The organism is Microcoleus sp. AS-A8 (assembly GCA_039962225.1).
Lineage (GTDB): Bacteria > Cyanobacteriota > Cyanobacteriia > Cyanobacteriales > Coleofasciculaceae > Allocoleopsis.
This window is the reverse complement of sequence record JAMPKV010000001.1, coordinates 361503-373630: the sequence shown is the minus strand read 5'-3', so window position 1 is coordinate 373630 and position 12128 is coordinate 361503. Positions and strand designations below refer to the sequence as shown.

Below are 12128 nucleotides of genomic sequence, written 5' to 3'. Positions count from 1 at the left end.
GGCACGATAAGGAGCATTCCACAGTGTCTGGGGATGCTATCCGTTGGGCATTACGTTACTATTGGCAACAACAATGTTATGCAGTAAATCGCTTTTGGAATGCGGATACTTTCAAAAATATATTAATTGATGAAGATTTTGATCCTGTTCGATTTATTGATGATGATGTATTAGGTTACATGAAGACTGAAGCTGCGAAAGAAGAAATAATTGAAGAAGACTCAGAAACTCAAGGTAAACAGGATAACGGAAAAAGAAGCAAAAAAACTAAAGGTAAGTCAATCTCACGATTAGGAGCATTAGGAGTGAATCGTGCGATTTCTTTAACTCCCTACAATAGAACTAGGACGTTTAATGCTAAGAGTGGAGGAGACAAAGACAGAACATCGCTTCATTTCCACGAATATCATAATACCCGTTATCAATATGGATTTGCGCTAGACCCCAATCACCTCAAAGACAAGTCTCGAATTTTTGCTGTTATAGATGGATTGATGTCTATCCGTAAAGTAGGGGGACACAATAATGTGTTTTGCTATGATTTTTCTCCTGAAAGTATGGTGTTTCGCTGGACTCAAAAAAACTCGCCCCATTTTTTCTATTGTTTTGAACAACATTCATTAGAAGTAGAACCCATCATATCTTCTGACTTGATTGAACAAGTTGAAGTAGAAGATATTGATGGAAATGAGCTGTGGATTGGGGGTAAGATTGCTAAAAATCTACATCTCAAAGATGCTCATATATTTCTAGGTAGAGAACAAGCCGTTGCTGATTTAAAACGAGTTATTGCTAGAGATTTAGATTTAACTGAGTTTCAACCATCATCATGAGTTTGATAGCTCTCTATGTTGAAGTTCCTTTTGCTACGTTCCGTCAATCTCACGCGAGAGAATATGGCAAAACTTATCCCGTTCCTCCTCCGTCAACTGTCTATGGAATGTTGCTTTCTTTAGTGGGAGAAACAGATGCTTACAAACATTGTGGAGTACAGCTAGCCATAGCCATGCTGTCTCAACCGAGAAAATCTAAGGTACTACGGAAGTTGCACCGTTTTAAAGTAAAAGATTACAGCGATTCTAGAAACACCATACTTGAGTACCAAGAGATACTGACGGATATCAAGTTTATGGTTTGGGTAGCGTCTGGAGAAGAGCGAGTACAGCCGACTCTTGCCGAAAGGGTAGAACAAGCACTGATGCATCCTACTTCTGTTCAGCGATTTGGCTGCTTGTACCTGGGAGAGAGTAATGATTTGGTTAACGTGGTGAAATTGGTATCGGATGATTATCGGGGTGAGTCTAGGCGGTGGTTGATTCGAGATGATGAAGGATTAATTACTTTACCCTATTGGGTTGACCATGTTGGCTCAAGGGGAACACGCTGGCTGCGTTATAGGTTGCAGGAAATATCTACTCAGTCTCCACCAGAGTCTTCTTGGACGACAATTTCAGTTCCTTTTTGCAAGCATCTGTGAATGATGAGTAGATTGAATCAGGAAAAATGGCTGTAAAGCTTATTGAGTGAGTGATTCAGAGTTTGAGGAACGATTGACGGTGCTTGCAATTCTCTGAAAGTACTGTGGAATATGGATTTGAGCTATTGAGAGAATCACTAACTTAAAGAATATTTGTAACTTCAGGCAGCGTCTCAGAGAGATGCTTGTAAAATTGGCTGTAAGCCCTTAGCTAACTAGGCGTTTGAGAAGGGCTGTGCTTCGTGGCTTTATGTCTATAGGCGTTGCTCAGAGCCGATTTTTACGCGTGGGTTATGCCCACTATATGTGCTTCGTGGCTTTATGTTTATAGGCGTTGCTCAGCCAAGTTTGGGTGGACAATGGTAAAAATAGTGTGGTCTTGACAAAATATTTGTCGGGAGTGTTCCAATTGTTTTCTGCCGTTTGCTACGATCGCAAAACGTCAGAAACCTTATTGATATTGGTTGGGCTGACTGCCGTTCGCGTCCTCCATCCTGACAACTGAAAATGCTGGCATCTAGTATTATTCCAATCCAAATTGCAGCCCTATCCTTGTCTATCCTCCTCGCCAGCCGCCAGGAGGAAGACGGTAGCGTGATTGCGCCACTTTCAGTACAAAATGCGGCGAAGTTAGGTCTTCGTCTCTATGAGCGATATGGCGGGGACAAAAAATTAAGGTTGCCCCAAGCCCTTGCAGATGGCAAGCGAGTAACGTCCGAAGATATTGATGAGATACTGGATTTTTTTGAAAATGCCGAAATAGATAAGGAGAAGCCAGGGTGGGACAATCAAAACTATCCTTCTGTGGACTGGATTCGCTGGCTTCTGATGGGAGGCGATACAAGTTGGCACTGGGCTAACACCGTTAAAGAACTAGCAAGAGAGATTGATGAAAATCCCAGCGACGAATGAGTAGGGCGTCGCATCCAGCAACTACAGCAGTAGATTGAGACATGGCAGGAAATGCGGTCGAAGTTGGGAGGGATTGACGGTGAAGGATCGATCGCTCATTGCTCATAGACTTTAACTGAGATCGTCGTGCATATTCATGGCTAAAAGTCAATAAAAAAGTCAGAATAGTTGGAAGTGATTTGCGCCTTCCTGGGTGGGAACACTAAGGGGTAGTGCCATAGTGCCACTGGTTGGCTGGAATGATAAAGCATGAGCAATGAAGCGAATACTTGCCGCGAGTATGTTGAGCCGAAACTAGAAACGGCAGGCTGGGGAAGGAGAGCAGATTCACCGCCTTTTTACACAGAGCAGTATTATTTCACGGACGGACGCATCCGACCTAAAAATAGGCGCAAACCTCGTGGTGAAAGAAAGTATGCTGATTATCTCCTTTGCTACACCCGCGATTTTCCGCTTGCTGTAGTGGAAGCAAAGCGTGCAAGAAAATCACCTGACGAGGGACTGGAACAGGCTAAGGACTATGCCCAGATTCTGGGGGTCAAGTTTGCCTATTCTACTAACGGTACGGGCATTGTAGAGTACGACTTCACTACGGGATTGCAGTCTGAGGTGATGGATTCATTTCCCAGTCCCGGTGACCTTTGGCAGCGATTGAAAGACTCTGAGGAATTGGGTGATGATGTAGCTGGGAAACTGCTGACTCCCTTTAGTTTGACCAATCAACGAGTCCCTCGCTACTACCAGCGGATTGCGATTAATCGGGCAGTCGAGGGAATTCTTAAAGGTGACAAGCGCCTGCTGCTGACGATGGCGACGGGGACTGGGAAAACCAGCGTGGCGTTTCAAATCTGCTGGAAGCTGTCGAATATGGGTTGGAATCGAACCGGAGAAGTTCGTCCTCCCAGAATTCTGTTTTTGGCAGATAGGAATGTGTTGGTGGATGACCCGATTCTCAAGGACTTTAACGCCTTTAGTGAGGATAAAATCCATAAGATTCAAGGGACAGCTAACAAGAGTCGCGAGATTTACTTTGCGATTTATCAGGCGATCGCAAAAGACAAAAACCGCCCCGGACTCTACAAAGAATACAGTCCGGGTTTTTTTGACCTGATTATCGTGGATGAATGTCACCGAGGAAGCTCACGCGAGGAGAGCAACTGGCGGGAAATTCTGGAGTATTTCCAGCCTGCTTACCAGCTAGGGCTAACGGCGACACCGTTGCGGGATGATAATGTTGATACCTATAAATACTTTGGCAACCCGCTTTACATCTACTCGCTAAAGCAGGGAATTGAGGATGGTTTCTTAGCGCCCTATCGGGTGCATCGGATTAGCACGAAATCGGATAGGGATGGTTGGCGTCCGAGTGCGGAGGATGTGGAACGCTATGGGCGCGAGATTCCGAATGAGTATTTTCTCACAGGGGATTTTGAGCGGAGACTTGTCCGAAAAGTGCGGACTTGGGCGATCGCTCGTCACATTACCGATTTTCTCAAGAAAACTGACCGCTTTGCTAAGACAATAGTCTTCTGTGTCGATGAAGACCACGTTAAGGAAATGCGGAAGGCGTTGAACAACCTCAACAATGACATCACTAAGGATAATCCTAACTACGTGTGTCGCATCACATCTGATGCAGGCAAGGTTGGTAAGGCACATCTGTTTGAGTTTATGGACAAGCAGAAGCAGACGCACGTCATTGCTGTTACCTCGAAGCTGCTGACAACGGGAGTAGACGTACCGACTTGCAAGAATATTGTTCTAGCTCGTGTGATTCGGTCAATGACGGATTTCAAGCAGATTATCGGACGCGGCACCCGTGTTTGTGAGGAGTACGGCAAGACATCCTTTACTATCCTTGACTATACGAAAAGCACGGTTCTGTTTGATGACCCAGAATTTGATGATGAACCGGACGAAATTGAGAATGAGGAAATAGACGACCAAGCGCAGATTTTTGACGTACCTGAGAACGGTAGCGAGGCAGAACCGCTTGACGAAGAAGATGAGGAGGGAGAGGAACCTTCCGGTTTTAGGGGTATCCCAGAAGATGAGGATGAGCTACCTAGGAAACTTTTTGTGGATACGGGACATGATGAGATTGTTGGGGAAGTCGTCTATGAACTCGATGCCAATACGAATCGCCTCGTCCCTTCTCGGTTGATTGACCATACTAAAGAGCAGGTTCGCACGCTTTACCGTTCTACCCTAGAAATACAGCAAAGGTGGGCTGACCCGACGCAACGGAATGAAATTATTGATAGGTTAGCGGAGCGGAATATTGATTTTGATGAGTTGAAAGCAGCGACTAACCAACCGGATGCAGACCCCTTTGACTTGTTGTGTCATATCGCCTTTGGTGCGCCTGTGCTGACTTGCCGACAACGGGCGGAACAGTTGCGCCGTCAGAAACCGGACTTTTTTGAGCAGTATGGGGCTGAAGCCAGAGAGATTTTGGAAACGCTATTGGACAAGTATGCAGAGGATGGCATCGGGCAGTTGAAAATTCCAGGGGCTTTCAAAGTTAACAAAGAGTTTGGAAAATATGGCAATGTGTCTAAGATTGCCCAGCACTTTGGAGGCACTGACCAACTGAGGGAAGCAGTGAAGCAACTGCAAATTTTGTTGTACACGGCATAGGCGGATTGATGGCGAAACAAACCAAAAAGCAAGATAAACCTGTAACGACCGCACAGAAGCTTGGAAGCAAGATTAAGTCAGCGCGGGACATCATGCGGAAGGATAAGGGACTCAATGGAGAACTCGACCGCTTGCCGCAGTTGACTTGGATTTTGTTTTTAAAACTGTTGGATGATTCCGAGCAGTTGCGGGAGGAAGAGGCAAGTTTAGATTTAGAACGGACGGAACCCTTTAAACCTGCGATTGAATATCCCTATCGCTGGCGAGATTGGGCGGCAAATGATGAGGGAATGAGCGGCGACCAGTTGAAGAGCTTCATCAATAATGATGAGGTAACGTTGCCGGATGGCACTCGCTGCAAAGGGCTTTTTGCTTATTTGCGGAGTCTTCAGAGCATTACGGGTAAGGGTCGCGAGGATGTAATTGCTAAAGTTTTCAAAGGCGTTAATAACCGCATGGATAGCGGTGCGCTGCTGCGGGAGGTAATCAATCTGGTTAACGATATTCACTTCAATGATTCAGAAGAGGTGAATATCCTCAGCACCTTCTACGAGTCCATGCTCAAGGAGATGCGGGACGCAGCAGGAGATTCAGGCGAGTTTTATACACCCCGTTCCGTTGTCCGGTTTATGGTTGAGGTGATGGAACCTCAAATCGGGGAAAGTATTTTTGACCCCGCTTGCGGTACGGGTGGCTTTTTGGTGGAAGCTTACGAGTATCTGAAACAGCAATGTAAGCTTCCCCAAGATTTGGAGATTGTTCAAGCGACGATTGCCGGGGGTGAGGCGAAGTCTCTACCCTATATGCTGGCGCAGATGAATTTGCTCTTGCATGGGTTTGAATACCCCGATATTGATGATAAGAACAGTCTGCGCCATTCGCTCACGGAGTTGGGGATAAAAAACCAGGTCGATATTATCCTCACGAATCCTCCCTTTGGTGGGGAAGAGGAAGGCAAGATTCAAAAGAATTTTCCACCGGATAAACGCACAAACGAGACAGCGCTGCTATTTCTCCAGTTGATTATGCGGTTGCTGAAACAAAAACCGAAACCAGGGAGAGCAGGTATAGTTTTCCCCAATGGGGTTTTATTCGGTGATGGTATCTGCGGTCGAATTAAGGAAGAATTACTCAAAGAGTTTAACCTGCATACGATTGTGCGCTTGCCGAATGGGGTGTTTGCTCCTTATACCAGTATTCCGACCAATCTGTTATTTTTTGACCGTTCTGGCAGAACTGAGGAGATTTGGTACTACGAGTTACCTCTGCCAGAAGGACGGAAGACTTACACGAAGACTAAACCGTTGCAGTATGAAGAGTTTGCTGATTGTTTAGCTTGGTGGAAAAACCGAGAGGAGAATGAACAAGCCTGGAAGTATAACTTTAGAGAGGCGTATGACAAGGCAATAGCTGAAGCAACTCCCCATAGGGATGCGGCGAAGGAAGCCGAGGAAATGGCGAATCAATGTGCTAAGAGTGCTAAGGAGTTAGAGGAGAAAATTCAGAGTTTGCAGAATTTGATTCTGGACTTTTCACCGAAAGAAGAAATTAAGCGAATTAAAAGTCAGATTGAGGGGCTGAAGGATGAGATAACACAGGCTCGTTCCGAGGAGCAACGTCAGCGCGAAATTGCTAAGGATGAGCAAGCGAAGGGGGATGCAATTTACTGGGCGATTTACAATCTTGACCGCAAAAACCCGAATCGCCAGGAGGATTTTGAGCATTTACCGCCTGAGCAGTTATTAGCCGATATTTTGGAGAAGGATAGGCGGGTGGCTGAAATCATGGCAGAGATTCAGCAAGTTTTAGCAGGCAAGGGGAATGAGTAAACATTGGTCACTGGTGCGATTAGACAAAATACTTCAGCTTCAACGACGTTGGTTGAAGTTAGACCCAACTGAAACGTATGCCGAAATTGGTATTCGTTCGTTTGGTAAGGGAATATTTCACAAAACTCCGGTTGTAGGAGCTTCATTAGGAAATAAGCGCGTCTTGCAGATTCAACCAGGCGATATTGTGTTTAACAATGTGTTTGCCTGGGAAGGAGCTGTTGCAGTTGCCAGTGAAGCAGAAGCAGGAATGATAGGTTCACACCGCTTTGTAACCTACACTCCTATTGGAAATCAATGCAGTGTTGAGTACCTACGGCTGTTCTTCCGTTCTCAGTCAGGGTTAGAGGTTCTCAGGAGAGTATCACCTGGTTCTGCGGGACGTAATCGCACTCTAAACATAGCCCAGTTTGCCAAGCAGGAAATCCCACTACCTCCTTTAGAGGAGCAGCTAAGGATTGTAGCGCAGGTTGAGGAAGTGGCGGGAAAGATTGAGGAGGCGCGAAGACTACGCAAGCGAGCGGAGGAAGAAGCAGCCACACTCCTTGTACAAAATATTGGACACATATTTAAAGCAGCAGCAAGTCAAGGAAAATTTCAAATCAGATTAGGCGAAATATGTGATTTTCAGGGTGGTTCACAACCCCCCAAAATGAATTTCTCTTATGAAGAAATTCCCGATTATGTAAGATTAATTCAAATTAGAGATTATAAATCGGATGATTATATAACTTATGTCCATAAAAATTCAGTGAGAAGATTTTGTAATGCAGAAGATGTAATGATTGGTAGATATGGTCCTCCAGTGTTTCAAATTCTTCGAGGTATTGAAGGTGCATATAATGTTGCTTTAATGAAAGCAGTTCCAGACGAACGTAAGTTGTCCAAAAACTTTCTTTTTTATCTTCTGCAAGAACCAATTTTACACAAAAAAGTCGTAGATGATTCACAACGAACGTCAGGACAAACTGGGGTAAGGAAAGAACTGCTAAAAAAACATGTGACATTTGTACCACCTATCCCAGAACAGCACAGGATTGCTGCTTTTCTTGACAATCTCCAAGCCAAAGTGAATGAGATGCACACTTTGAGAGCAGACGCAATTGAAAAAGTAGATGCCCTGCTACCTTCTATCCTTGACAAAGCCTTGAAGGGAGAACTGTGAGGGGAAAGAGGGATGCGATTTTCGGGAGGATGAGGGGATGCGATCGCTTTTTGGGGAGAGGGAGGTGTGCGATCGCGTTTTTGGGGAGGATGAGGGGGTGCGATCGGGTTTTGGGGAGAGGCAGAAGTGCGATCGCGGATTTAAAGTACCACTAGGACACAAAGTTATCTATTTTTCCTGTCCATATATCCCTTGAAACCAATTCCACTACCAAAACCACCGCCAAATATGATAAGCACTTTGAGTATATCTTGATAAATAGCTACATCTTTATTCACTAAGAAAACCGTCAAAAAGCTAAAAAATAACAAAATAATAACAATATATATTACAGAATATTTTCGAGCTTCTTGAGTGTCTTTAAATACTCTTTCACTATCTTTTTCTACACTCTCAAGTATTGTTGAAATATGCTCTCCAGTAATTTTTTCTTGAAAGGAGGATGTCAAAGGCATAGAAATGCGCTGCATTGAGAGAGTTGCTTCCATAACTCTCTTTACTTCTGGAGGAAGGTTCTCTAGTTCAGCAGTAATATTCTCTAAATCTCCTCCTTCCCTTTCTTCTTCCCTATTACTATCTGAACTTTCATTAGATTCAGGCTTCTTTTCAGACATACTATTTGCTCCTCAAAAGCCTCAATACCTCTGAGCCATAATCAACTCTTTCAATGTTAGAAAATTCTTCTTCAACAAAAGAAAACAATTTAGAGCGCAAAAACTGCGATAGCTTACGCTCTAGAGCTTCTTGAAGTCTTTCTTCTACTTCATTTTCAATAAAAATAGAGCAGGCATGACGAACTAGAGCCTTATATGTCTTATCGCTTATTTCCCCATTTGAATATAAATATGAAAAGTAAGACAAAGAACCCTTAAGTTTTTCTAGATTCAATTCCGTGAAACTAGAATTACTTGAGGCTACACCTTTTTTAAAAGCCGATTTTGCTATTCTTGCCATTCTTTTGTCTTTTACAAACACTGGAAGATTCCTCCGTTAAGAATATATAGTAGATTACCCTCCCTAACTTATTTTTTTGATTGTTTACACAACAAAAATAATAGGATATAGATACTAATGTACTAAAATAAGATATATTACTCTCTGCATAACCCCTTATCTCTATATCAATAACATTTTATTGTAACATTTTATAATAAAATGTTCAATTTTTATTATAAAAATAAATAAAAAGCTTATTTTTAAAAGTTTTAAGTAATCTAACAAATAATAAGGTTTGAAAGTACAAGCACTTGCTAGATGAAGGGATGCGTGAAGCGGAGCTATCGCCGCTAGGTAAATTGCTCATTTACTGTCAATCCCTTTCAACTTCTCCAGCAAAGCTTCCCAAGCATTAACCTGCTGTAGTTGCTGGATGTGAGCGCATTTGGCAGGATAAAGACATGCAATCATGCTTGGCAAGATGGAAAGAGAAGCGATCGATTATCGCTGTGCTATCTACGCTCTGATACAAAAATCAGGATGAACCCAGAACACTTTCAAAATAGCCCTACAGGGGAGTTGGTACCAATTGGACAGAATGAAAATCCCTGCTTTGCGTTTGTACCCAAACCCCTAGCACCAGCGCTGCAACTTGATACAGAAATTGTGTGTACGCTATCTGAGGCTGATCGCGCTCTGGGAGAACTTGCAGGATTAGGGCGCACCATGCCTAATCCTAATCTTCTCATCCGTCCATTCATTCGTCGTGAGGCAGTTCTCTCCTCGCGCATCGAAGGTACACAGGCAGATATTGCCAATCTCTATGCCTATGAGACTGGACAGCTAACGCTTCCTGGTATTGTTCCTCCCCCACCAGAATCTGATGTGAAAGAAGTACTCAATTACGTGCGTACACTGGAATACGGCTTAGAGCGACTCAATACTCTGCCTGTATGCAAACGTCTGATGTGTGAACTCCATGAACGGTTAGTAGACGGCGTGCGTGGTGAGACAGCTACTCCCGGAGAGTTCCGTCGCCTTCAAAACTGGATTGGTTCACACGGGAGAAGCATGAATGATGCCCGCTTTATTCCTCCTCCAGTGCCAGAAATGTTGGGATGTCTTGATGAGTTAGAATCATACCTCAACAGCGATTGTGCCTACCCACCGCTTATCCGCATTGGTCTGATTCACTACCAATTTGAAACTATCCATCCCTTTCTGGACGGTAACGGACGTATCGGGCGACTACTCATCTCGCTTCTGCTATTGAGTTGGAACTTGCTGCCACTACCCTTGCTCTATCTAAGTGCGTTTTTTGAGCGCCATCGGCAAGACTACTATGAGCTATTGCTTGGTGTGAGTCAACGTGGAGCGTGGCGTGACTGGCTATTATTCTTTTTACGCGGTGTAACAGAACAGTCCAGAGATGCTGTTGTTCGAGCGAAACGGTTACAAGATTTACAACTAGAGTGGCGGCAACTGTTAACACAAGCCCGTGCTTCGGCTCTAGTGCCACGTCTGGCAGATAGTTTGTTTGAGTCACCCGTACTCACCATTCCCAACGCTCAGGCTATCCTGGATGTCAGCTATCGATCTGCACAACAAAACGTCGAGAAACTCGTTAACGCGGGTATTTTAGTACAAGCAGGAGAAGCCTCCTACAATAAAGTTTTTCTCGCACCGGAAGTTTTAAAAATCATTGGCTAAGTAGCGTCAAATTATACTTTTAGGTCAAAAAGTATAATTCAGTAGGATAGAATTGTACTTAAGTGAGATTCTAGTAGTCTGACCTGCCGCCCTAATTGCTGGGTTATTTGAAGTCACTGCGTTTGGCAGGATGAAGGGATGCGATTGGGTTGAGGAAGGAGGATGAGGGGATGCGACGCTTTTTGGGGAAAGGGAGAAGTGCGATCGTATTTTGGCAGGATGAGAGGATGCGATCGTGTTTTGGGGAGAGGGAGGTGTGCGATCGCATTAAAGCCAACGTCTTTAATGCATATCATCTATTAATTCCTCTAATACTCTGTTTTGGTCATCCTCTGATAGATTAAAGTACACTTTCTTCAAAAGTTCTGGAGTTGCATTTTGAACAAACCAGTCTTCATTAGGAGTTTCATGTATTCCCAAAAAAAACTTTAAACGCTCTTCTATAGCTCCCCTATCTGGTTTTTCTAGTTGACCAATCCGGATTAACCAATCTCCATTTGAGTCTTTGAAAGAGTTAGCATCAACTGTGCATATCTGGTGAACTAGGGCAAAAGAATCTTCATCAAGACCATTTTTACTGGTGGCTTTAATAGGCCATGTTGTTGGTAGACCTTTATTTCGTTCACTTGAAGTCAATGGAATAAGTGTAAATGTATCTATATAGTTAGAGCCATCTTGAAATTGCTTACTTGTCCAAACGATGTGGGGATGACCTCCCCGGAAAACTCGGCTAGAGTTAATCTTCAGTTGGCAAGAGTGATGTTGACATTCAACTTCACCTGGTTCGGGTAAGTCGTAGATGTAAGTATGACTCAACTTACATCTAAGAACTACCCTGTGAGGATTTATATAGTAGATCCAACCTTGTCGGGGGGGTTTCTGTCCAGACACTTTGCTTTATTGGTCTAATTCCTGAATTAATCTCTCTCTCTCCTTTTCTAGGTTAAGGGGCACTTTCTCTTCTGGCTTATGTGCCTCCTTAACCTCCAGCATCGGAGCAGTGCTATAAACATAGTCAAGTAATTGCTTAATTCTATCCTGACCTGCACCTGCCCACTCTCTCCTAATGTTCTCAAGTATTAACTTGAGACTTGCAGGTAATTCAAGTTCCTCGGCATTAGCTGCTTCTGGACCAAGTCTAATCAGCACAGCGTCCCCCTCTGAGTCTTGGAGAATTTCCTTACCGTTCATTTTAGCTAGAGCCGCATCTATATCTTCATGCCAAGGTCCATGCAGATAGTAATACCAGTCTAGTTTAGTAAGCTGCTTTCCTGTCCATTTGACAGAGTAAAGATCGGCTAAATACAAGAATTTGACGAGTTGGGTTTTAGTGATATGTCCTCTTGTCGCGTACACGAAATACTTTATAAGTTGGTCTAACATGGCTCTTTCGCCTTCTGAGTACTAGGCAACTTGGGGTTCAGCATAGGTACAAGCAAGCATCTTTGCAAGAGCCTCT

The 12128-nt window shown here is 43.9% G+C and carries 12 protein-coding genes; 7 read left to right on the top strand and 5 right to left on the bottom strand.

Going from position 1 to position 12128, the window contains the following annotated elements; translation table 11 throughout:
• Nucleotides 1-23: 23 nt before the first annotated feature.
• The 6 genes from NDI48_01430 to NDI48_01405 all read left to right on the top strand — a co-directional run bounded on the left by NDI48_01430 (nucleotide 24) and on the right by NDI48_01405 (nucleotide 8023).
• Nucleotides 24-833, top strand: a complete 810-nt coding sequence (locus NDI48_01430; GenBank protein MEP0829864.1) for a type I-B CRISPR-associated protein Cas7/Cst2/DevR — start codon at nucleotides 24-26, stop codon at nucleotides 831-833.
• A complete protein-coding gene (gene cas5, locus NDI48_01425) occupies nucleotides 830-1477 on the top strand; it encodes a type I-MYXAN CRISPR-associated protein Cas5/Cmx5/DevS (protein ID MEP0829863.1) in 648 nt (215 codons plus the stop codon). The genes NDI48_01430 and cas5 overlap by 4 nt, the downstream gene beginning before the upstream one ends.
• A gap of 507 nt (nucleotides 1478-1984) precedes the next feature.
• The gene (locus NDI48_01420; protein MEP0829862.1) at nucleotides 1985-2389 is read left to right on the top strand and encodes a hypothetical protein; all 405 of its coding nucleotides are present in this window, start codon (nucleotides 1985-1987) and stop codon (nucleotides 2387-2389) included.
• Nucleotides 2390-2638: 249 nt separating this feature from the next.
• Nucleotides 2639-5029 carry a DEAD/DEAH box helicase family protein gene (locus NDI48_01415; protein ID MEP0829861.1) on the top strand — a complete coding sequence of 797 codons (2391 nt, stop codon included), beginning with the start codon at nucleotides 2639-2641 and terminating at the stop codon, nucleotides 5027-5029.
• 8 nt (nucleotides 5030-5037) lie between these two features.
• Nucleotides 5038-6858 (top strand): type I restriction-modification system subunit M, encoded by a 1821-nt coding sequence (locus NDI48_01410; GenBank protein ID MEP0829860.1) that lies wholly within the window; start codon nucleotides 5038-5040, stop codon nucleotides 6856-6858.
• Nucleotides 6851-8023: a restriction endonuclease subunit S gene (locus NDI48_01405; protein MEP0829859.1), complete on the top strand. Its 1173-nt coding sequence runs from the start codon at nucleotides 6851-6853 to the stop codon at nucleotides 8021-8023. Before NDI48_01410 ends, NDI48_01405 begins: the two co-directional genes overlap by 8 nt.
• A 164-nt stretch (nucleotides 8024-8187) precedes the next feature.
• On the opposite strand, the gene NDI48_01400 is transcribed toward NDI48_01405, so the two are convergent.
• The gene (locus tag NDI48_01400; protein MEP0829858.1) at nucleotides 8188-8637 is read right to left on the bottom strand and encodes a hypothetical protein; all 450 of its coding nucleotides are present in this window, start codon (nucleotides 8635-8637) and stop codon (nucleotides 8188-8190) included.
• Between the two features lies 1 nt (nucleotide 8638).
• Nucleotides 8639-8998, bottom strand: coding sequence for a hypothetical protein (locus NDI48_01395; GenBank protein MEP0829857.1), 360 nt, complete (start codon nucleotides 8996-8998; stop codon nucleotides 8639-8641).
• Nucleotides 8999-9499: 501 nt separating this feature from the next.
• Between NDI48_01395 and NDI48_01390 the strand changes: the two genes are divergently transcribed.
• Nucleotides 9500-10669 (top strand): Fic family protein, encoded by a 1170-nt coding sequence (locus tag NDI48_01390; protein MEP0829856.1) that lies wholly within the window; start codon nucleotides 9500-9502, stop codon nucleotides 10667-10669.
• A 113-nt stretch (nucleotides 10670-10782) separates the two neighbouring features.
• Here NDI48_01390 and NDI48_01385 read toward each other — a convergent pair whose 3' ends face one another.
• The 3 genes from NDI48_01385 to NDI48_01375 are packed head-to-tail and all read right to left on the bottom strand — an operon-like array spanning nucleotide 10783 to nucleotide 12052.
• The gene (locus NDI48_01385) at nucleotides 10783-10965 is read right to left on the bottom strand and encodes a hypothetical protein (GenBank protein ID MEP0829855.1); all 183 of its coding nucleotides are present in this window, start codon (nucleotides 10963-10965) and stop codon (nucleotides 10783-10785) included.
• Nucleotides 10952-11560, bottom strand: a complete 609-nt coding sequence (locus tag NDI48_01380; protein MEP0829854.1) for a type II toxin-antitoxin system PemK/MazF family toxin — start codon at nucleotides 11558-11560, stop codon at nucleotides 10952-10954. Before NDI48_01380 ends, NDI48_01385 begins: the two co-directional genes overlap by 14 nt.
• 6 nt (nucleotides 11561-11566) lie before the next feature.
• Nucleotides 11567-12052, bottom strand: coding sequence for a Panacea domain-containing protein (locus NDI48_01375; GenBank protein MEP0829853.1), 486 nt, complete (start codon nucleotides 12050-12052; stop codon nucleotides 11567-11569).
• Nucleotides 12053-12128: the final 76 nt, after the last annotated feature.

Bases quoted from the DNA above. Each gene is read 5' to 3' on its own strand.
- cas5 (MEP0829863.1), top strand. From the start codon at position 830: ATGAGTTTGATAGCTCTCTATGTTGAAGTTCCTTTTGCTACGTTCCGT.
- NDI48_01420 (MEP0829862.1), top strand. From the start codon at position 1,985: ATGCTGGCATCTAGTATTATTCCAATCCAAATTGCAGCCCTATCCTTG.
- NDI48_01415 (MEP0829861.1), top strand. From the start codon at position 2,639: ATGAGCAATGAAGCGAATACTTGCCGCGAGTATGTTGAGCCGAAACTA.
- NDI48_01410 (MEP0829860.1), top strand. From the start codon at position 5,038: ATGGCGAAACAAACCAAAAAGCAAGATAAACCTGTAACGACCGCACAG.
- NDI48_01405 (MEP0829859.1), top strand. From the start codon at position 6,851: ATGAGTAAACATTGGTCACTGGTGCGATTAGACAAAATACTTCAGCTT.
- NDI48_01400 (MEP0829858.1), bottom strand. From the start codon at position 8,637: ATGTCTGAAAAGAAGCCTGAATCTAATGAAAGTTCAGATAGTAATAGG.
- NDI48_01390 (MEP0829856.1), top strand. From the start codon at position 9,500: ATGAACCCAGAACACTTTCAAAATAGCCCTACAGGGGAGTTGGTACCA.
- NDI48_01385 (MEP0829855.1), bottom strand. From the start codon at position 10,965: ATGATATGCATTAAAGACGTTGGCTTTAATGCGATCGCACACCTCCCT.
- NDI48_01375 (MEP0829853.1), bottom strand. From the start codon at position 12,052: ATGTTAGACCAACTTATAAAGTATTTCGTGTACGCGACAAGAGGACAT.